Annotated in this window: 15 protein-coding genes; 10 read left to right on the forward strand and 5 right to left on the reverse strand. The window is 25.5% G+C overall.

Annotated elements, in window-relative coordinates:
- Positions 1 to 76: 76 nt before the first annotated feature.
- Both fbaA and rpiA read left to right on the forward strand, forming a co-directional pair.
- Complete coding sequence (fbaA, locus tag BOBLI757_RS01280; RefSeq protein WP_046304812.1) at positions 77 to 1153, forward strand: class II fructose-bisphosphate aldolase; 1077 nt, start codon at positions 77 to 79, stop codon at positions 1151 to 1153.
- A 235-nt stretch (positions 1154 to 1388) separates the two neighbouring features.
- Positions 1389 to 2045: a ribose-5-phosphate isomerase RpiA gene (rpiA, locus tag BOBLI757_RS01285; protein WP_046304814.1), complete on the forward strand. Its 657-nt coding sequence runs from the start codon at positions 1389 to 1391 to the stop codon at positions 2043 to 2045.
- A gap of 235 nt (positions 2046 to 2280) precedes the next feature.
- Here the strand turns inward: rpiA and BOBLI757_RS01290 are convergent, their stop codons facing one another.
- Together BOBLI757_RS01290 and zapA are read right to left on the reverse strand one after the other, a co-directional pair.
- Positions 2281 to 2886, reverse strand: coding sequence for a 5-formyltetrahydrofolate cyclo-ligase (locus BOBLI757_RS01290; protein WP_046304816.1), 606 nt, complete (start codon positions 2884 to 2886; stop codon positions 2281 to 2283).
- A 241-nt stretch (positions 2887 to 3127) separates the two neighbouring features.
- A complete protein-coding gene (gene zapA / locus BOBLI757_RS01295; protein ID WP_046304818.1) occupies positions 3128 to 3457 on the reverse strand; it encodes a cell division protein ZapA in 330 nt (109 codons plus the stop codon).
- A gap of 440 nt (positions 3458 to 3897) precedes the next feature.
- On the opposite strand from zapA, the gene ubiH reads away from it, so the two are divergent.
- Together ubiH and BOBLI757_RS01305 are read left to right on the forward strand one after the other, a co-directional pair.
- On the forward strand, positions 3898 to 5076 hold the full coding sequence (gene ubiH, locus BOBLI757_RS01300) for a 2-octaprenyl-6-methoxyphenyl hydroxylase (RefSeq protein ID WP_046304820.1): 1179 nt from the start codon (positions 3898 to 3900) through the stop codon (positions 5074 to 5076).
- Between the two features lie 32 nt (positions 5077 to 5108).
- The gene (locus tag BOBLI757_RS01305) at positions 5109 to 6308 is read left to right on the forward strand and encodes a Rossmann-fold NAD(P)-binding domain-containing protein (RefSeq protein ID WP_046304822.1); all 1200 of its coding nucleotides are present in this window, start codon (positions 5109 to 5111) and stop codon (positions 6306 to 6308) included.
- 308 nt (positions 6309 to 6616) lie between these two features.
- Here the strand turns inward: BOBLI757_RS01305 and ygfZ are convergent, their stop codons facing one another.
- Positions 6617 to 7609 carry a tRNA-modifying protein YgfZ gene (gene ygfZ, locus BOBLI757_RS01310; protein ID WP_046304824.1) on the reverse strand — a complete coding sequence of 331 codons (993 nt, stop codon included), beginning with the start codon at positions 7607 to 7609 and terminating at the stop codon, positions 6617 to 6619.
- Between the two features lie 657 nt (positions 7610 to 8266).
- Between ygfZ and prfB the strand changes: the two genes are divergently transcribed.
- The 3 genes from prfB to lysA all read left to right on the forward strand — a co-directional run bounded on the left by prfB (position 8267) and on the right by lysA (position 12817).
- Positions 8267 to 9364, forward strand: a complete 1098-nt coding sequence (gene prfB, locus BOBLI757_RS01315; protein ID WP_071840904.1) for a peptide chain release factor 2 — start codon at positions 8267 to 8269, stop codon at positions 9362 to 9364.
- 39 nt (positions 9365 to 9403) lie between these two features.
- Entirely contained in the window at positions 9404 to 10903 is a 1500-nt protein-coding gene (lysS, locus tag BOBLI757_RS01320; RefSeq protein ID WP_046305414.1) for a lysine--tRNA ligase, read from the forward strand.
- A gap of 657 nt (positions 10904 to 11560) precedes the next feature.
- The gene (gene lysA / locus BOBLI757_RS01325; protein ID WP_046304827.1) at positions 11561 to 12817 is read left to right on the forward strand and encodes a diaminopimelate decarboxylase; all 1257 of its coding nucleotides are present in this window, start codon (positions 11561 to 11563) and stop codon (positions 12815 to 12817) included.
- Between the two features lie 163 nt (positions 12818 to 12980).
- Here lysA and BOBLI757_RS01330 read toward each other — a convergent pair whose 3' ends face one another.
- Positions 12981 to 14027, reverse strand: a complete 1047-nt coding sequence (locus tag BOBLI757_RS01330) for an NADP(H)-dependent aldo-keto reductase (RefSeq protein ID WP_046304828.1) — start codon at positions 14025 to 14027, stop codon at positions 12981 to 12983.
- Between the two features lie 753 nt (positions 14028 to 14780).
- On the opposite strand from BOBLI757_RS01330, the gene rppH reads away from it, so the two are divergent.
- The 3 genes from rppH to recC all read left to right on the forward strand — a co-directional run bounded on the left by rppH (position 14781) and on the right by recC (position 20195).
- Complete coding sequence (gene rppH / locus BOBLI757_RS01335) at positions 14781 to 15266, forward strand: RNA pyrophosphohydrolase (RefSeq protein WP_046304829.1); 486 nt, start codon at positions 14781 to 14783, stop codon at positions 15264 to 15266.
- A 248-nt stretch (positions 15267 to 15514) separates the two neighbouring features.
- Complete coding sequence (gene lgt, locus BOBLI757_RS01340; RefSeq protein ID WP_046304830.1) at positions 15515 to 16372, forward strand: prolipoprotein diacylglyceryl transferase; 858 nt, start codon at positions 15515 to 15517, stop codon at positions 16370 to 16372.
- Positions 16373 to 16769: 397 nt separating this feature from the next.
- A complete protein-coding gene (gene recC / locus BOBLI757_RS01345; RefSeq protein ID WP_046304831.1) occupies positions 16770 to 20195 on the forward strand; it encodes an exodeoxyribonuclease V subunit gamma in 3426 nt (1141 codons plus the stop codon).
- A 375-nt stretch (positions 20196 to 20570) separates the two neighbouring features.
- On the opposite strand, the gene recD is transcribed toward recC, so the two are convergent.
- A complete protein-coding gene (gene recD / locus BOBLI757_RS01350) occupies positions 20571 to 22421 on the reverse strand; it encodes an exodeoxyribonuclease V subunit alpha (protein ID WP_082087399.1) in 1851 nt (616 codons plus the stop codon).
- Between the last annotated feature and the right edge of the window lie 105 nt (positions 22422 to 22526).

Below are 22526 nucleotides of genomic sequence, written 5' to 3' on the forward strand. Positions count from 1 at the left end.
ATTTTATCATTTAATTTGTTTTATGTTATTGTAATTTATACATCGTGATGTTTAATTATATAGGTAGTGCGTTAAGATGGTTAAAATTTCTAATTTTATACATCCTGGAGTTATAACAGGAGATGAGGTGCAAAAAATATTTGCTGTTGCTAAAAAAAATAATTTTGCATTACCAGCAATTAATTGTATAGGTACAGATTCAATTAATGCAGTATTAGAAACGGCCGCTAAGGTTTCTTCGCCGATTATTGTACAATTTTCTAATAGTGGTTCTGCTTTTATGGCTGGCACTGGTTTAAAATTTCAAGACCAAACTGCATCTATACTTGGTGCTATTTCTGGTGCGTTACATGTTCATCGGGTGTCTGCTTATTATGGCGTTCCTGTAATTTTACATACTGATCATTGTGTAAAAAGTAAATTATCGTGGCTTGATGGTTTATTAGATGCGAGTGAAAAGCATTTTGCTATTACAGGTAAACCTTTATTTTCTTCTCATATGATAGATTTATCTGCAGAATCTTTAGAAGATAATTTAGAAATTAGCGCTAAATATTTAGTTCGTATGTCTAGATTAAAGTTAACTTTGGAAATAGAGTTAGGTTCTACTGGTGGAGAAGAGGATGGTATTGATAATAATTATTTAGATCAATCTACATTGTATACTCATCCAAAAGATGTTGCATATGCGTATGAAAAATTAAGTGTAATTAGCCCAAGGTTTATTATAGCAGCATCTTTTGGCAATGTGCATGGTGTATATAAATCAGGAAACATTAGATTAATGCCAGAAATTCTCGATCATTCACAAAAATATGTTACTCAAAAATTTGGCGTACCAGAAAAATTTTTAAATTTGGTTTTTCATGGTGGTTCTGGATCTACTTTGAAAGATATTAAGCGAGCGATTGGTTATGGTGTTGTGAAAATAAATATTGACACTGATATGCAATGGGCTTCCTGGGAAGGGGTTTTAAAATATTATGAAAAAAACAAATTATTTCTTCATAGTCAATTAGGTAATCCAAAAGGCATTGATTTACCGAACAAAAAATTTTATGATCCACGCATTTGGATTCGTGCTGCTCAATTATCAATGATCGAGCGTTTGGAATCAGTCTTTAAAGATTTAAATGCTATTAATGTTTTATAATAATGTATAGGGTATTTAAATTAATTTAGTTGTTAATAGACAATAATTTATTTTTTGTATTTTTGAAAAAATTTCTGATTTGATATGTAACTCCTAATTATGTTTCATCGGGTTAAGCTGTTAATTTAAAAACGACACTTTGTGATTATACATTATATAAATATAAAAGTAAATTATTTTAGTAATAATACTTTGGGATCCTCGCATATAATAAGGATATATAAAAGGAGTTTATATGAAAAAAAATGTATTTAAAGAGGCAGTGGGATGGGCAGCATTAAATTATATTCAACCTGAAAGTATTGTAGGTGTTGGTAGTGGTTCTACTGTTTCTTATTTTATTAAAGCTCTTTCTACTGCTAAAACTTTTATCAAAGGAGCGGTGTCTAGTTCTGATATTTCGTCAGTTAAATTGAAAAAATTAGGTATTACTTTATTTGACCTTAATGATATTGATACACTAGATGTTTATGTTGATAGTGCTGATGAAATTAATAAGAATATGCAAATGATTAAGGGTGGTGGTGGTGCTTTAACTAGAGAGAAAATAATTGCGGCTGCAGCATGTAGATTTATTTGTATTATAGATATTAGCAAGCGAGTAGATATTTTAGGTAATTTCCCATTACCAGTAGAGGTAATTCCAATGGGACGTTCTTTTGTATCACGTGAATTAAGACGTTTAGGTGGTTACCCAAAATATCGATGTGGTGTTATAACGGATAATGGAAACAATATATTGGATGTTTATAATTTGAAGATATTTGATGCTGTTATGTTAGAGGAAAAAATTAATAATATTCCTGGTGTAGTAACAGTTGGAGTGTTTGCGCGTCGGGTTGCAGATGTGGTGTTGATTGGTAGTGATAAAGGTGTGGAAATAATTGATTAGTTTTATTATTGTGAATGATAATGGAAATATTACATTATTATTGGATATTAAAATAGATTTTTTTATGTTTTGTTTTATTTCTATATAATTTTAGTGTTTAAATTTTAAAATATTATTAACAAGCATTTTGATTGATATTAGACATATGTTTTATTTGTATAATTCTTTAGTTTTATGAAGTTTATTAAAAATTTTATAATGATAGTCATCAATGTCATTGTACAACTATAGTATTTTATTTTTTATTATGCCAAATCCAGTGGTAGGATGGGGTGATTATTTCAGGTAATGCTATATCCCGTGGTGTTGTAGGTATATTTTTTTTGCTTAATTGGCAATCATACGCGAGTCCTATAGGAATGAAAGTATGATTTTTTTGCCAATTTTTTAAAATAATATCGTAAAAACCACCACCTGAACCAAGTCTATTACCATATTGGTCAAACGCTATTAATGGCACAAATAGAATATCTATTTTTTTTTTGTCAATTAAAGTGTTTTGATTCCATTGAGGTTCTTGAATATTAAATTGGTTTTTTATTAAGGGAGTGGTATGAGTATATTCAGAAAATATTAAATTTTTAGATTTATTTGAATTTTTTACTACGGGTAAAAAAATTTTTTTATTATTTTGCAGTAATTTATTGATTAATAAGTTGGTATTAATTTCATTGTTAAAAGACATAAATAATGCAATAGTTTTTGCTTGTTTTATAAAATAACTATTTATAATATATTTCGTTATTTTATGTGCAGCTATGTTTTTTTGTTGCGTTGTTTGTTTTCTTCGTATAGAACGAAAATGTTCTCTTAGAGCATTACGTTTTAAATATTTGTTCATATATTAATTTTGTTATTAAATATAATTAAGTGAATGTTTAAAAGAATTATATTGATTTGTTATGTGTAAAATGTTTAAGGAAATATTGCATATTTTAGGTAAAATTTTATATTATTAATTATCTGTAATTATTATATTTTAATATGATAATAATTTGAAATTTTTTATTTATGATATATAAGATATTAGCATGATATTGTTTTGTTTTGCCTATCTATAAAAATAGGTTGAGTTATTGTTATTACTTAAAATTAATATTAATACTTTCAGTGATTAAATGATGTTTAATAAGCAATTGTTCAATTGTTTCTTGAAGTAGACGAATGTGTTTTTCCATATTATTTGCATATGCTTTTATTTTATTTTTTTCTTCTTCTAGTTCATGACATATATTTAATGCAGTAATAAAGGCTAAATGTTCGGTATTAGTTATTTTACTACGTTCTTTAAGAATATTTAAACGATTATTAAGATTTGCAGCAGCTTTAGATAAAGCGTTTTGTTGGTTAGGAGGGCAATTAACTTTTAATGCACGACCGCAAAGATGAATTTCTATAGTTTCCAGAGACATTTTTAATTTTCCCTTTTGTTTTAATTATTTATAATTTTTTATAGATTGATAAATCAAATGTTGATTTTGATTAATAAGTGCATATTTGTCAATTTTATTAATGTTCGGATAATAATATTGTTTAAATATATCATGTATATACTAGTTTTTATAAAAATTATAAAGATTTTATATGATATAATATCTTAAAGTAATTTAATATTTTATTAAGAATGGAGTTTATTTATTTTTATTTTTAAATATTATGTGTGTATAGTTACATAAAATAAAATTATATATATTATGTAGCAATAAAATTTTAAGATATTTGAATAAAAATGTTTTGATAGATATTCTTAATATAGATTGCTAACATAAATGATTTTTATTTTTATAAATTATTATCTTAATTGTTATTTATACATTAATGTTATAATAAGTATGTGAAATTGGGTTTATAAATGTCAATTGTCATTAATGGTGGCGGTGTTGTTGGTGTTTTTTTAGCATTAATACTTTCGCGATTAACCAAAGGTAAAATGAGAATTAATTTAATTTCTGCTCATTTATTTGAGGATGCTAAACATCCTAGTTTTGATTCGCGTACTATAGCATTAACTTGGGGAACATATTCTGCATTAGATTCAATAGGGATATGGTCTTTTTTATCACCTTATGCTACTGTTATTAAAAAGATAGAGATTAGTAATTATTTAAATAACGGGAAAATTATTATTTCTGCTAGCGATTATAAATTATTATTTTTAGGTTATGTAATTGAATTACGTAAAATTAAACTTAGTTTATTGGATTTATTATGTTGTTCTTTAAATATAAAGTTGTATTGTCCTGCTATTTTAAAAAAAGTTGAACGTAAAGACAATGTCAATAAGGTTGTGTTGGATGATGGTTCAGAAATATGTTCTAAATTATTAGTAGTTGCTGATGGTTCTCATTCGTCTTTAGCTTTTAAATGTGGTATTCGCTGGGATAAATATAATTATCGACAAATTGCAGTAATTAGTAACATAATTACTACATTACCTCATAATTATAGTGCTTTTGAAAAATTTACTGAATACGGTTCACTAGCATTATTACCGATTGCTCATGGTCATAGCTCTCTTATCTGGTGCTGTCCAGAAAAATGGAAGGAAGAAATATCTTCTTGGAAAATACAACAATTTTGTAAAGTATTACAAGATATTTTAGGGATGCGTTTGGGACTTATAATGGATACGGGGCAACGTAATTATTATTCATTATGTTCATATATTGTCGAAAAACCTATCGCTCATAGATTGGTGTTAATAGGCAATGCTGCGCAAACTTTGCATCCTTTTGCAGGGCAAGGTTTAAATCTTAGTTTACGAGATGTTATGGCTTTAGCAAAGGTTTTGGCAGCAGCTAGTGTGCGTGGCGACGATATAGGGGATTATGTTGTATTAAATAAGTATTATCAAAATAGAATATTGGATAGAAAGATAACAGTGAATTATATAGATAAAATAGTACGTTTGTTTAGTGATAGACGTTGCCCATTAATTTTATTTAGAAATCTAGGTTTTTTTGTTGTGTCTCATAGTTCATTATTACATAATTTATTCAAACAATTTATTTTTTCTTGGATTGTTCGTTAGTTTAATGTTTGGTTTGATTGTAAGAATTATGTATGCAAGTACAAATATTTGATATTATTATAAGCGGCACAGATATAGTTGGTTTAACTTTAGCTTGTGCTCTTGCTAATAAATTTCGGGTAGCTATTTTATGTAATCGAAATTTTGAAAACAACAATGTTATACAATTGTCTAATGTTGGTGTTTCAATTATTAGTATTGCTAATAGTGAATTTTTAAAAATTTTACATGTTTGGAATAATAATATTATACGTGCATCAAATCCTTATTACGGTATAGAATGTTGGGAACAAAATAATTTTGGAAAAATTATTTTTGATGGTTCTCAATTAGAGAACAAGCATTTTGGATATATTATTGAAAAAAAAATTATTGAAGAAGCATTGTGGCATCGCATCAAGCAATTAACAAATATTAGTTTAATTCATTATAGATTTTTACAAAATATTGCTATAAGTAAAAATAAAGTATTGATTACTTTTGATAATGTTTATTCTTTGTCTGGTAGTTTATTTTTTGCTGCCGATGGTGTTCATTCTTTTTTGCGACGATTTTATAGTATTCCATTATTTTTTCATGATCATCAGAACTATATTTTGTGGGCTAATATTTATACAGAAAATATTCATGGAAATATTATTAGAACAGTTATTAATAAAGATGGATTACTGATTTTTTTGCCTTTAAATGATCCTCATATGTGTTGTATGTTGTGGTTATTGTCTTTTGATGTATTACAATCAAAATTATCCTTTTCTAAAGAACAATTTAATACTGAACTTATGTTAATTTTTGGTGTAATTTTAGGTAGGTGTATATTGTATGGTACAAGACAATATAGTGCATGTAATATTCAATGTGTAAAGGATTTTGTGCAATCTCGATTAGTTTTGTTAGGTGATGCCAGTTATACTATATATCCGTTATTATTTGGATATGAAATTAATTTATGTTTTATGGAAGCTAAAAGTTTACTTGAAGAAATAATAAGATTACAAAGACAAAAACAAGATATAGGTTATTTTTGTGATTCAGGATCTTACAATATTAAACGTAGGCAGGAAATTTTTCGATTATTTATTTTTATAAATATGATGCGTACATTTTTTTACGGTAGTTGTCGAGTAAAGAGGTTGATGAGATTATGTAGTTTTCAATTGATTAATAGATCGTCATGTATAAGATTACGATTGATTAGGAAGATTATGGGATTTGATAATTTTGTCTTTTAATAGATTGCGGTAATATTAAGAAGATAATTGTTGTATAATTTTATTAAAAGTTTAATTTAGTTAAATAGATAATAAAATAATCATATATGAATAATATAGGTTTATTATTTTAATTATTAAAATTGTTAGTTATGTTATATTGATTTAATTTTATAAAATATTAATCATATTCACGTCGTTTAATATATTTTTATGTTTATTTAATGACGTAAAAAAAATTTTTAATTTTGTTTTGTAAAACATGATTTTTGTGTGATGAATGTAAATAAATTATTTAATTTTATATTGTGTGTTGTAGTTCTTATTTTTTAATTTTGCATGCATGATGAATGGATTGTAATTTGATTATCTTTTTTTGAGTTATGTAATCTGAATATTGTGTTTTTTTTTAAAGAACTATTTAGTATAGCTTGAATCCATACAGTTCCTTGATTCAATGCACAAGCGGATAAAATTGTTCCAGCTATCGTCCAGTGATTGTTTGTATTTTTTTTGTATTCTAGTTTTTCTCCTGATAATGGTACACGACTTATTTTGCCAAATAATAAATATAGCTTACGTTTATGAATACCTTTGAATTGCATTCGAGTTATTATTTCTTGGCCGATATAACATCCCTTATTAAAACTTATGGCATTAAAATTCTGAATATTAGTTTCTTGTGGCAAAAATAACTCGCTAGTATTAGAATCGATTATTGGATATCCTGCCTCAATATCTAATATATTCCATTGATTATCATAACTAAAATTTATTTTATTTTTAAATTTTTTTGTTAGAGAGTCTTTTATTTTTTTATTTGTGAGTATCAGGAAACGTTCTTTAGGTAGATTAAAATGCAATATTGTGCTGTCTTTGTAGTAAATTATTTTTTTTTTTTCATTTGGTAATTTATCAAATAATAAATTTAGTGTGGATCTTGCTCCTTGTCCTGCAAAACCTAAAAATATGGTTTCATTATCTATTATTATATTAATTTTAGAAAAAATAGCATATTTTTTCATTAATGTTACTTGTTTATGGCAAATGCTTAATCGCTGAATACATCCTATACCTGTTTTTAGATAAAAAATATACATACTACTAATGAGTTTTCCTTTAGGATTGCAATATGCTGTAAGATTGTAAAAATTTTTAGTTAAATTATTTATATTGCATGTAAGTTGCCCTTGTAGATATTGAAGTATATCTGTACCAGTAAATTTTATTAATGACCATTCTTTTAAAAAGATAAGAGTTAAAGGTAAATTGTGAGATAGCGTTGATATCTGAGGCGTAAAGTATTTTTTTTCTAGTATCATGATTTTTATAGAGTTTTTAGTTCTTAATATTACATATTATACATATAATATTTTCTCATTAAGTAGAATATATTGCATCATATATTTATAATATATTTTTAAAATTTTATATAAATAATAAAACGGTATGAATGATAATATTGATAATTATTTATTGGTATTATATTAAGATATCAATATTAAGTTATGCAATTGTATTATATTCAGAAATTTGATGTAACTAGATTTATATTATTTTTAATTTTTATTAAAATATTATTTTCAAGAATATATAAATATATTTATTTTGTGTTAATATATTATAAAAACATAATATAATTTTTATGTAATATTTTGTGCAATGATTATTGTAATAAAATCATATTCTTATAAAATAATATTGGAGATCATGTAATTATTTATAGTAATTATGAAAATGATGGGTATTATATAATTATATATGCTATTCTTATTAAAATTAAGTATATTTTTTTATTTGTATATTTATAACGGGCTTTAAATGTTATTTAAAGGTTTTATTGTTTTTGTTAAATTATATTTTTAATATTTTTGTATTTTTATATAGTTTTGTACAGGAATAATTTTTTTTGATATATTTTATGTAATATTAGTAATCAACATAACATGTATATATTCAAAAACGGAAATAAAAAAATTATGTTAGAGTATAATGTAATAAAAAAAAATATTAGTGATGTTTTAAAAAGAATAAATATTATCAAAGAGCAGTTTAATTATTTATCTAAAAGTAAACGTCTTAAGCATATTATTGATATATTTCAGAATCCTTGTGTATGGAACAATTCTAAACAAATAAAATCTTTAGGTAAAGAACGTTCCTATCTAGAAAGTATTATAACAAAAATTGATGAAATTACACAGCATTTAGAGGATTTATCTAAATTGTCAGAATTATCTTTTATTGAAAAAGATGGAGATTTGTGTTGTGACATAGAAAAGGAATTATCTATTTTAGAAAATAAATTGTATAAATTAGAGATTCAAAGTATGTTTGTTCATGAATATGATCATGTTAATTGTTATGTAGATATTCAATCTGGTTCAGGAGGTGTAGAGGCACAAGATTGGGCCTATATGTTATTAAAAATGTATTTGCGTTGGATAGAAATGAAAAGTTTTAAAAGTGAAATTATTGAAGAATCTGTGGGGGAAATTACTGGTTTAAAATCAGTGACTATTAAAGTAAGTGGTAGTTATGCTTATGGTTGGTTACGTACCGAAACAGGGATACATCGGTTAGTGCGTAAAAGTCCTTTTGATTCTAGCGGTCGTCGACACACTTCTTTTTGTTCTGTGTATGTATACCCAGATATACATACTGATATTAGTATAAAATTAGACCCTTCTGATTTGCGCTTTGATGTTTATCGTTCTTCTGGTGCAGGAGGACAACATGTTAATAGAACAGAATCCGCGGTGCGAATAACTCATTTACCTACAAATATCGTTACACAATGTCAAAGTGATCGGTCTCAGCATAAAAATAAAGAGCAAGCGTTAAGACAATTGCGGGCTAAATTATATAAATTTGAATTACAAAAAAAAAATATGGAAAAAAAAATATTAGAAGATAACAAATCTACAATTGGATGGGGAAATCAAATACGATCTTATATTTTAGATGCTTCCAGAGTTAAGGATTTGCGTACTGCTATTGAAATATGTGATATTAAGGCCGTATTAAACGGTTATATAGATAAATTTGTTGAAGCAAGCATTAAGGCAGGTTTATAAAGGTAATATATGATGTGTAAAATATGTTTGAATAAAGATATGTTAGTTAGTGATTTAGATATAAATAATGAAGTATTTTTGCGTAGAAAGAAACTTTTATTATTACGTAAACAAGGTGTTGCATTTCCTAATGATTTTCGTCGTAATTTTGTTTCTAATCAATTGTTCGAACAATATGGCAAAAAAAGTAATCAAGAATTATTGAAATTAAATATTGAAGTTAATGTTGCTGGTCGTATGGTAAGTAGACGTATTATGGGCAAGGCATCATTTGTTACGTTACAGGATATGACTGGTTGTCTTCAGTTATATGTTGTGTACAATAAATTACCTGCAGGTTTATATAACAAGGAGTTTAAGAAGTGGGACTTAGGAGATATTTTAGGTGCTTGTGGATTTTTATTTAAAACTCGTACTGGAGAATTATCGGTTTTTTGTACAATGATTCGTTTATTAACTAAAGCAATTCGTCCTCTACCCAATAAATTTCATGGTTTAATAGATCAAGAGATTAGATATCGTCAAAGATATTTAGATTTAATTTCTAATGAAAAATCTAGAAAGATTTTTAAAATTCGTTCTTTGATTTTAGTAGAAATTAGAAAATTTATGTTAGAACATGATTTTATGGAAGTTGAAACTCCAATTATGCAGAATATTCCCGGGGGTGCTTCGGCACGTCCATTTATTACTAATCATAATGCTTTGAATATAAATTTATATTTACGTATATCGCCGGAGTTATATTTAAAAAGATTAGTAGTAGGTGGATTTGAAAAAGTATTTGAAATTAATCGTAATTTTCGTAATGAAGGATTATCTTCTTATCATAATCCTGAATTTACTATGATGGAAATTTATATGGCTTATGCTGATTATCGTGATTTGATTATATTGATTGAAAAGTTATTTTGTGTTGTTTCTCAACGTGTTTTGGGCACTAGTTGTGTAAAGTATGGTGATTGGATTTTTGATTTTGGTAAACCATTTATTAAAATGACCATGAAAGAAGCTATTCATTATTACAAGCCAGAAATGGAATTTCAAGATATAGATGATAGACTGGTTATTATTTCCATGGCCCGTTCACTTGGGATAAAAATTAATCCAACATGGGGAGTGGGACGTATTCAGACAGCAGTTTTTGAAGAATCAGTGGTTCGTCATCTTATTCAACCTACTTTTATTACTTCATATCCAGTAGAAGTTTCTCCTTTAGCTCGTCGTAATGATAATGATTGTTTATTGTCGGATCGTTTTGAATTTTTTTGTGGAGGTTATGAGATAGGTAATGGATTTTCAGAATTAAATGATGCTGAAGATCAAAAGTCACGTTTTATTAAACAAAGTAATAATGGTAAAAATAATGATGTTAATCATCGTTTAGAATATGATGAGGATTATATTGTTGCTTTAGAACATGGTTTACCCCCTACGGCTGGTGTTGGTATAGGCATTGATCGATTGGTAATGTTGTTTACAAATACTCATACTATTCGTGATGTTATTTTATTTCCAATTTTACGTAAGCAAAAATGAACTAATTATTAGAATATTAATTTTAATTAGCTTATATTAAGTATTTTTTTTGATAGATATTTTTGATTATGATAATGTAATATAATTAATTTTATTTTTTTAGTTATAAAATATTTATTTTAGTTATTATAATGATTGTTAAAAATATAGTAGAAAAGTTTTTATTTGAATTTATATTTAATGATTTATTGTTATTTAATACATATTGTATTTTTTGCTATTGCTTATATTATTAATAACTTAATTAACTTAATTTAAAAATATTTATTAATATTATTATTTATATTATTTCATACATTTTTTATATTTTAATTTTAATTGTATTTAATGTAATTGTAAAAAGTATTATGAAATATCATACAATATATTGATATTATGTTGATTCAGTTATTAAATGAATATTAGTTGGCGTTAAGTGTTGTTTAATAATCAAACAATATAGAATATATACAACAATAAATTATTAATTTTTATTTATATTATTATTATAAGTAAGATAATTAAAAATATAGATATTAGGATTATCAAATATTAAAAAACATTACTTATTAAGTATTGTAATTCATTGTAAGTATATAGTGTTTCTTTAGTTGATGAAATATTAATTAATTATATATTTTAATTTAAGAATTGATTTTGTTTTGTGAGATATTTTCGATGTTACATAATATTTATACTACACAAAGTGCTTTAAATGCTTCAAATTTAAAGGTCATATATCAAAAATATAATGGGCCTGTTTGGGTTTATGAGGCAGAAATAATTATTAATCGTATTAAACAATTACAACAATTTGATGTAATACGTTTTGCTCAGAAAGCTTGTTCTAATATTCATATTCTGCGTTTAATGAAATATAATGGTGTTAAGGTAGATGCAGTTTCGTTAGGTGAAATTGAGCGTGCATTATTAGCTGGTTTTCAATCACAAGATGATGATGAAATAGTTTTTACTGCGGATATATTAGAATTATTAACTTTATCTAAAATTGTAGAATTTAAAATTCCTGTTAACGCTGGATCTATTGATATGTTAAATCAACTTGGGAAATGTTCTCCAGGACATAGAGTATGGTTACGTATTAATCCTGGTTTTGGTCATGGTCATCATCAAAAAACTAGTACTGGGGGGGTGAATAGTAAACATGGTATTTGGTATAAAGATTTATCTAGAGCTATTGAATGTGTTAGACGTTATGATCTTCATTTAGTAGGATTACACATGCATATTGGTTCTGGCGTGAATTATGAACACTTATCTAAAGTATGTGATGCTATGGTGGAACAAGCATTGACTTGCGGAGAAGATTTTACAGCCATTTCTGCAGGTGGAGGTATTTCTGTACCTTATGATATTATAGATCAAAGTGTAAATATTAAACATTATTTTAGTTTGTGGGATGCGGCGAGGCAACAAATTAGTCAATATTTGGAACATCCTATTGCATTAGAAATAGAACCTGGAAGATTTATCATGGCAGAGTCTGGAGTTTTAATATCTCAAGTAAGAGCTGTTAAAAGTATTGGTCGTCGTTATTTTGTTTTGGTAGATGTAGGTTTTAATGATTTTGTACGTCCAGTTTTGTATGGCAGTTATCATCGCATTTCATTATTACCAGCAGATGATCGTGATATTTTTGCAGGACCATTTTATGATACTGTAATAGGTGGTCCAATATGTGAATCTGGTGATGTTTTTACTCAAGATTCTGAAGGTAAAATTTTACCACGTAAATTACCAGAAGTTAAAGTAGGTGATTATTTGATTTTTCATGATACAGGTGCTTATGGCTCTTCAATGTCTTCTAATTACAATAGTCGTCCGTTGTTACCAGAAGTATTATTTGAAGGCGGTAAAGTACGTGAAATACGTAGAAGGCAATTAATGCAAGAGTTATTTGTTTTAGAGGAATAGGAATAAAGTTAATTAATTAAGTAATTAAAATAATTATTTTGTTTTATGTTTTTTTGTAATAAATGTATGATATCTTTATATATCATGAGTTAGGGAGGAAGACATTGTTTTTTTTCTGTTATTTTAATCTTATTGTGAGAATAGAATGTATTGTATATAAAAATTACGGTGCTGGTATAGTGAATCGAGTATGAATTTGTTCTAATGCAGAAAGAATATTTTGGCTTAAATTTAGCGTAAGACTATTTAAATTAGATTGTAATTGTTTTATCGAGGTTACTCCTAATAAAATTGATGCAACGAAAGGTTGTTGTCTCACAAAAGCAAGAGCCATTTGTGCAGGGTCTAAATTATTTAATTCAGCTAATGCTACATATTCAGTAATAGCTTGTTGAGCTTGTAATGAATTATATCTAGTGAAATATTTTTTATATAATGTATTTCGAGCATTATTTGGGAAAGTGTTATTTAAATATTTTCCTGTTAGTGTACCAAATGCTAAGCTAGAATACGCTACTAATTCTAATTTTTCAAATTGACTGATTTCAGCGAGTCCTATTTCAAAGCTACGATTTAATAAACTATAAGGATTTTGTATTGTTATAATACGTGGTAAATTATATTTTTCTGCTAATTGTAGATATGAAAGAGCACCCCATGGGGTTTCATTAGATATTCCTATGTAACGAATTTTGCCATTTTTAATTTCTTTATTTAACGCCTCTAGTGTATCTAACAAGGTAACTGGCAGTTGTTCATTAACATATTGATAGTTTAATTTTCCAAAACAATTTGTGGTACGTTGCGGCCAATGTATTTGATATAAATCTATGTAATCTGTTTTTAGTCTTTGCAAACTGTTTTCTAATGCTAAATGAATATTTTTATAGTCAAGAATTTGATTATGTCGAATAGCTGTGTTTATTTTTTTTGCTGGACCAGATACTTTGCTAGCTATTACAAGTTTATCGCGTTGAATGTTATGTTTTTTTAACCAGTTGCCGATATATTTTTCTGATAAGCCTTGGGTTTCAGGACGAGAAGGAACGGGATACATTTCTGCTGTATCAATAAAATTTATGCCAGCATTAATCGCGAAATTTAATTGACAATGAGCATCTTTTTCTTTAATTTGTTCGCCAAAAGTCATACTGCCTAGGCCAAAAATGCTTACTTTTAGGAAACTATGTGGTATCTGATGATAATACATTAAACGGAAAACTTAAAATAATTAATCTATATGTTAAAGAATATTATTTTTTAATTTAAATAAATGAATGACTTTATCAAATTAATTTACTCAAGTAAAGTGTTTATTGAATAATAATTAATTTATTTTAAAACATGTGTTTATTTTTTATTATTTTATTAGAACAGTATGTATTTATTTTAAAACACTAAATTTTGGTTATAGTATGATGTTAATATCATAAGTATTTATTTTTATTTATGTTGTGATTTCTAATAAACTTTATTTTTTAAGTTATTATAGTTAATTTGTTTTTTTGAGAAAGTTTTTATTATTTTTGTTTATTTTTTTATTTAACGGTATAATAGATATTATTTTCGTTGTATTATAATTTTTAATATTTGTGTTGTAAGGTATAATCTTAATATTTTTATTATGATTAAGATATCAAGTTAATTGATTAGATTATGTTATCGTTTTTGTTATATTGTGAATGTTGTTATGGTTATACTTAAGTTGCTGGTAAATAAAAATTTTTGTAATTATATTTTGTATTAATATAGTTTAATATGATTAATTTAAAGTAATAATGTTATTATATATAATTTAGAAATATCATTTTTTATATTTAGATATTTAATGATTAGTTGCGTAGTGTGGTTGTTTTTGTACATGTTATTATTAATTTAAAATAATTTAGTATAGGTATAGTATTTTACAGTTATAACATGATAACAGAAGATATTTTATTTAAATAATTGAGGTAGTAGTCTAGTGATTGATGAAAATGGCTACCGCCAGAATGTTGGTATTGTTATTTGTAATTTTCATAGGCAGGTATTATGGGCTCGAAGGTATGGAGAATTTTCTTGGCAGTTTCCTCAAGGTGGTATTAAGTATGGAGAAACTGCTGAAGAAGCAATGTACAGAGAGTTATTTGAAGAAGTTGGTTTAAATCGTAATGATGTACGTATGTTGTCTTCGATTCGTTATTGGTTGAGTTATAAATTACCTAAGCGTTTAATACGACGTAATGTTAGTCCTATGTGTATTGGACAAAAACAAAAGTGGTTTTTATTGCAACTTATTTGTCAAGATGCATTAATTAATTTGAATAAGGGTGGAAGTTGTGAATTTGATGATTGGCGTTGGGTAAGTTTTTGGTATCCGGTTAATCAAATTGTTATTTTTAAACGACATGTTTACCGGAAAGTTTTAAAGGAATTTTCAAATGTTATAATTCAATACAGTGATGATTGATTGTAAATATATGCACGGTGGTTTTTGTTTAAGTATTTTATTTTATTTATATTTTTTGTTAGTAATGTAGTTGTTTTGTTTTATTCTATTTTGTAAATATCATAATTGGTATGACATGATTAAATATTATTTTTTTATTAACATAATATGATCTTAAAGTGTTCGTTTTGTGTATATATCTGATTAATTATATATGTTTATTTAATTAGTTGAGTATTTTGTTTGGATTATAAGTTGGATATTTTGCGATGTTAATAAATTATTTAGTATTTCCTAAAATCAATCCAGTAATTTTTACTATAGGTCCAATTTCATTTTATTGGTATGGATTTATGTATTTTATTAGTTTTTTATTTGTTATGTGTTTTTTACGTTATCGTATTAAATCAGTTAATAGTAATTGGACTAAAAGGGAAATTGAACATTTATTATTTATGAGTTTTTGGGGTGTTGTATTAGGTGGTCGTATTGGTTATATTTTATTTTATGCTTATAATTTTTATTTTGAAAATATATTTTTTTTGTTTAAGATTTGGGAAGGTGGTATGTCTTTTCATGGTGGTTTAATAGGGGTAATAGTTGTATTAATTTGGTTTTCATATTCTACTAAACGTAATTTTTTTCAGGTATCAGATTTTGTCATTCCAGCCATTCCTTTTGGTTTAGGTGCTGGTAGATTAGGTAATTTTATTAATGGTGAATTATGGGGACGTGTAACTATTAATACTCCTTGGGCTATGTTATTTCCTAATGCCAGAGATCAAGATATTTTATTAGCATCATCTGATTCTAATTTATCTTCTCTGTTTAATTATTATGGGATGTTGCCCAGACATCCATCTCAATTATATGAAATGTTCTTGGAAGGAGTGTTTTTGTTTATCATGTTTAATTTTTTAATAAAGAAGTCGCTTCCAGTAGGAACTATTTCTGGTTTATTTTTATTTTTTTATGGAGTTATTCGTGTTATTGTGGAATTTTTTCGTCAACCGGATTTTCATTTAGGTTTATTTCAAGGATTAATTAGTATGGGGCAAATTTTGTCTTTTCCTATGATTGTTATTGGGATTGCAATAATTGTTTTATCTTATTATCGATATTTGTAATTGTTACATATTTATTTGATAGTAAGTGTTTTTTTATTAATGCATAATTGTTTTTATGAGTAATTATTTATTTATTTTTAATGTAATTAAAATTTTTAATTTTTTGTGTTATGAATAATAATTTTTGTTAAAATTACATGATAGTTAAAATATATTATTTATTTTATTGTAGAAAAATTAATTAATAAAATTTTATATGTTGTTATTTTATTTTAAGTAATTTGTGAGTTAGTTATTGTTGATTAATATGGATAAATGTATTTTAATTTTATATTAAAATTTTTATTTAAAACAATAGAGTTTTACATAATAATAACAAAATATCATGTCAATTTATATCAACATTTTGTTGATTAATTATATATTGCTGTAATTATATTTGAAATATAAAATTAATATGTTGATTGTTTATCATTCTAATAAGTTAGAATCTCTTAAAAATTCATTAGCTGAAATTATTAGAGATAAATCTTTACGTGATCCATTTCAATCAGAAGTAATATTGATTCAGAATAATTATATTTCTCAATGGTTGCAAATAGAGTTAGCATATGAATTAGGTATTGTTTGTAATATTAATTTTTTTGATTTAGATGATTATTTCTGGAAGATTTGTATAGATACATTAGAAAATGTTTCTTGTATAAATTATTTTTCTAAACCAATAATGATTTGGAAATTGATGCAAATTATTTCTGATGTTTCTGAACAAACAGATTGTGAAATTATCAAACATTATTTACTTGATGATCAAGATCAACGGAAACGTTTTCAGTTATCTGTGCATATTGCAGATTTATTTATAAAATATTTGCTATATAGACCTGATTGGCTAGAGGCGTGGCAATATAATAAAGAAATAAAAGCTTTAGGTAAAGCGCAATTATGGCAGGCAAAATTATGGCGTGAGCTTATAATACATACTAAGTTAAATCGTCATTCGTTAATAAATTATGGTAGTTTATATAAAAAATTTATTAGTATTTTAAGCAACAATCATCAAGTGATTTTTTCAGATTTTTCACAGAGAATATTTATTTTTAGTGTTTCAGGATTAGTGCCCGTTTATTATAAAATTTTACAGGCATTAAGTTATCATATTGATATTTATTTATTTTTTATTAATCCAAATTTGCATTATTTAGATGTTTTTTTTGATTATGAGAGTACTTTAAATTTAGTTAAATATAATTTTTGTAATTATCAAGATACAAAATCTCAATTTTTTTTATGCAATAAGAATAGACAACAAAAATTATTATTTAATGATAATTATTATAATAATTGCTGTTGTTTAGAAAGTCCTTTATTATTCGCATGGGGTGAATCGGTTAGACATGATTTGTTTTTTTTATCTCGATTAAAGAATGTTCGAAAAGTACATGCTTTTGTTGATTGTGTAAAAGGTTCTCTTTTGAATATATTACAACAAGATATATTAAATTTTGAAAATCATATTAATATGTTTAATATTAAACATTATGATGATTTTTGTATCACACAACAGAATAAACGTTTACTTAAACCTGATGATTATTCATTATGTTTACATGGTTGTCATAGTATACAGCATGAGGTTGAAGTACTATATAATAATTTATTATCAGTGGTATCTAATGATCCTTCCATATTACCGCATGAAATTATAGTTATGATGCCTAATATTGATCATTATATACCTGCAATACAGTCAATTTTTGGTACTGCTGCGAATAAAATTTTACCTTTTATTATTATTGATCAAAAATGGAAAAATATACATCCTATTTTATTAATTTTTTTTAATTTGTTAAAATTACCAGATATTAGATGCACATCGAAAGAAATATTTGCGTTATTAGAGACTCCATCTATAGCAAGTCACTTTGGTTTTGATGAAAAAAAATTGGAATTATTACATTATTGGATAATAGATTCAGGTATTTGTTGGGGTTTAGATGATTTGACCTTTAGTAAATTAGATGTACCCATTGTTAATCAATATACATGGCATTTTGGTTTAAATCGTATGTTATTAGGTTATGCTATAGATAGTAAATATGGATTTTGGAAAGGTATTTTCCCCTATAATGCATCTAGTGGGCAGCAGTACATTGAATTAGTTGGGCAATTGGGATTTTTTTTAGAAAAATTGCGTTTTTGGCGCAATGAACTTACTCAAATTAAAATATTAAGTGAATGGCAGCCTTGTATTCGTAAAATTATTGATGATTTTTTTGATCTGAGTATTCAAGAAGAGGAAGCGTTTTTATTGTTAGAATCTAATTGGCATGAATTTGTAGAGAATGGAAAATTAGCAAATTATCATCAACCTATTTCAATAGTATTAATTCGAGATTATTTATATTCTAAACTGGAATTGAGATGTATAAGTCAAAAATTTTTATCTAATGGTATTAATTTTTGCAATTTTTCTTCACATAGTTTTATTCCTTTTAAAGTTATATGTTTGTTAGGGATGAATGATAATGTTTATCCACGTAATCATTTTGAGTTTGATTTTAATTTGATGTATAAACAAAAACGTTGTGGTGATCTTGATTTATATAATAAAGATTATTATCTATTTTTAGAAATGATTTTATCAGCACAACAGTTATTATATATTAGTTTTATTTATTGCTCTATCTATGATGGGAGATCATTGTATCCATCGGTGTTAATTGATAAATTAATAGAATATATTGCTCAGAATTTTTCTTTAGGTATGGATGAAAATAAAGGAAATATATCAATGCTTATTGAATGTATGCGAGCTCGTTTATGTCAATGGCATGACAGAATGCCATTTTTAGTAGAGTGTTTAAATACTAATGGTGTAAAGCAACAAATTTTTTATGATACATGTTTAAACACGGGTAGTAATATAGGTAACATGCGATATAATTTTGTATTTTCATTAGATAGAATGTCTCCAGATATTTTATTATTGGATGATTTGCTCAATTTTTATAAATCCCCAATTAAAACTTGGTTTAAGGAACGTTTATTAGTAAATTTAGATCGTAATATTATTGAATGTTCTGAAGATGAGCCTTTTTTTGTTGATGCATTGACTAGATATAAACTAAATAAATATTTATTAAATTATTTTATACATAACAAAAAAACAAGTGATATTAATGATTTATACAATAGAATTTATGCTACTGGTTTGTTACCTTACGGCGCTTTTGGAGAGTTGTATTGGTTACAACAATGTGAAAAGATGTCCAGGTTAGCAGATAAAATAATTAAATGGTATCTACCTGATCAACATGACATGGAAGTATCATTGATCATAAATGATGTTAAGTTAACAGGTTTATTACGCGCGGTTCAGTCAAATGGTTTATTAAGATGGCGTCCTGCTGTTCTTTCTATGAGAGATGGTTTGTTATTATGGTTAGAACATTTGGTATATTGTGTAATAGATGATGGTTTACTAAAGAATAGTAGTAAGATGTTTGGTATTAATAGTCAATGGATTTTTCCTGTTATTCCAAAAATGTTAGCTAAGGAATATTTATCTATATTGTTTAAAGGTTATTATGATGGTATGTCTACGCCACTATTATTACTTAATAAATCAGTTGGTGTTTGGTTAAATTATTGTTTTGATAAAAATACTAAAAATATTATTTTATGTCACGATCGTCAGTATAATGCAAGATTAAAGTTAATAGAATGTTGGAAAGGCAATAAATATATTATAGGAGAGAGTCATGATCCATATTTACAACGATTGTTAGGTGAAGATATTAATTCATTACATATTGAATTAATTATCGATATTGCAAAATTTTATTATTTACCTATTATGAAATTTAATGATATATCTTAATAAATTGAATTATATGAAAATAATTATAAATTTTTTTTCGATATTATTGTTTTAAGTTGCTTAATAAGGATATTTAATTATTTTTGGTTATTTTATAAAGTTTAATTAATATTTTTAATTATTTTCATGTTAAAAATATTTATTTATCATGTTTTTAATTAATTGTAATTTTACATCAAAAGAATAGTTCTGTATTAAAAATTAAAGTAGTTAGTTGGTTTTGTTGATTTATTTTTATATTAATTTTAATTAAATTTATAGCAATAGAGTTGGTTATAAAAAATTTTGTATTAAATTTTTAAATATTCAAATAGTATATGTGGTATGATCTCCTTTATTTTTATTTGCTCATAAGATTGGGTTTTATTTTTATTTTTATAGTTTATTAATTAAATTGCTGTGTCGTTTTATTTTGTTTGAAATAGTATATATGATTATGTCATCTTGTGCGTATAGACAAAAAGATTGATGAGCACGAGTTAATGCGGTATAGAACAGTTCTTTGGTTAGAATTGGTAATTTTTTATTTGGTAAAATTAGTGATATTTGATTAAATTCAGAACCTTGTGATTTATGCACAGTTATAGCGAAACTGGTTTCATGTTCAGGTAATAAATTGATGGGTATTATTTTTATGTTGTTATTTTCTAATAGAAAATATGCTTGCAGTTTCTGTTTTGTATTAGGTAATATAAGTCCGCAATCTCCATTATATAATTCAAGCGATGTATCATTCGATGTAATTATTATAGGGCGACCTATATAGTTATAGGTATTATCAATTTTAATAATGTTGTTATTAATTAGTACAGTTTCAATATATTTATTTATTTGATATATACCAAACGATCCTTCACGTACTGCACATAATATTTTATACATATTAAATTTTTTTAAAATATTTTTTGGTGTGTCGTTTTGTTGTATACTATGTAAATATTTATGATAACCCGATATACAATGGGTAATCATGTTTTGATAATCTTTTTCTGTTTTAGTCGGGAAATAAGAAATATCTTTATATGATTTAGAATTTAGTATTTTTAATGTATTTTTTTTATCACTTTGGTTTATAGCGTTAGCTAAATTATTTATTCCAGAATGTTTATTAAATCTGTAATTTTTATGTAAAAAACATGAGCTGTCTGCAATATCTTGGGTTTTATTACTATTATTATTTATTGGTAACAAATAACCTGTTAAACGTGATATTTCTTTAATTCGTTTTTGACTATATTTTTTTGTTGCATGTATATAAAGATCGCCTAATATATAACCTGGTTCTACTGATGATAACTGACAATGATCTCCGAAAAAAATTACTCTAGTATTAGGTGATAATGCTTCAATTAAATTATTCATCATAGTTAAGTCAATCATTGATGCTTCATCAATAACGATAACATTAGCATTTAGTTGGTTATTTTTGTGATGTAAAGTTCTTTGATTATTTAGTAGTTTTATTCCTAGTAATTTATGTAGTGTTACAGCTTTTTGATATAGATTTTTTTTTTGATGATCTGTTAGTTTTAAATAATTTAAATTTGTTATCAATGATTCATGTAATTTTCTTGCTGCTTTTCCTGTAGGAGCAGCTATTTTTACATTAAAGTGTTTTTTTGTGTTCAGTAAGATTAATGATGCTAATAATTTAGCTATTAAAGAAGTTTTTCCAGTGCCTGGTCCGCCAAAAATTAGTGTAATTTGATTGGTTATTGCTACTGCAAGGGCAATTTTTTGCCAGTTTAGTTCGTCATCATTACTTTTGGGAAAAAAAGTGTTTAGTATATTAATAATTTTTTCTTCTTTTTCTTCAACTGGTTGTCGCATATGTTTGAAAAAATTAGCTACTGTGTTTTCGTAGTGCCACATACGATAGGTATATAATTTTTTTTTATTTAAAACAAGTGGTGTGACGGTGGAACCGTCACTAACTATGTCAGACAATAATAATATTTTTTCCCAATCATTCATTGATAAGCTTCCAGTTATTTGCCAAGCTTGATATGCTAATGATGGATAGCGGCCTTTAAATAATTTATTTGGAGATAATAAATTTAATGGTAAACAAACGTGCCCTTCTTTCATATTTGCACTTAGACATGTAATAGCTAATATTAACGTTTGTTGAAATGCTTCTTTTTTAGTAAGCATGTAAGCAAATTGTATATCTAATTGACGCCATATTTGTAATTGTAATGCAGTAGTAATTATTTTTTTCATCATAAGATTTTGTTTATTAATATTTTATTATGATTTATAACAATTAAATTAATACTTTTTAATTATTTTTTAAGTTTGATATTTATTTTATGTTTTGTTTATATTTGT

The organism is Blochmannia endosymbiont of Camponotus (Colobopsis) obliquus (genome assembly GCF_000973545.1).
Taxonomy (GTDB): Bacteria; Pseudomonadota; Gammaproteobacteria; order Enterobacterales; family Enterobacteriaceae; genus Blochmanniella.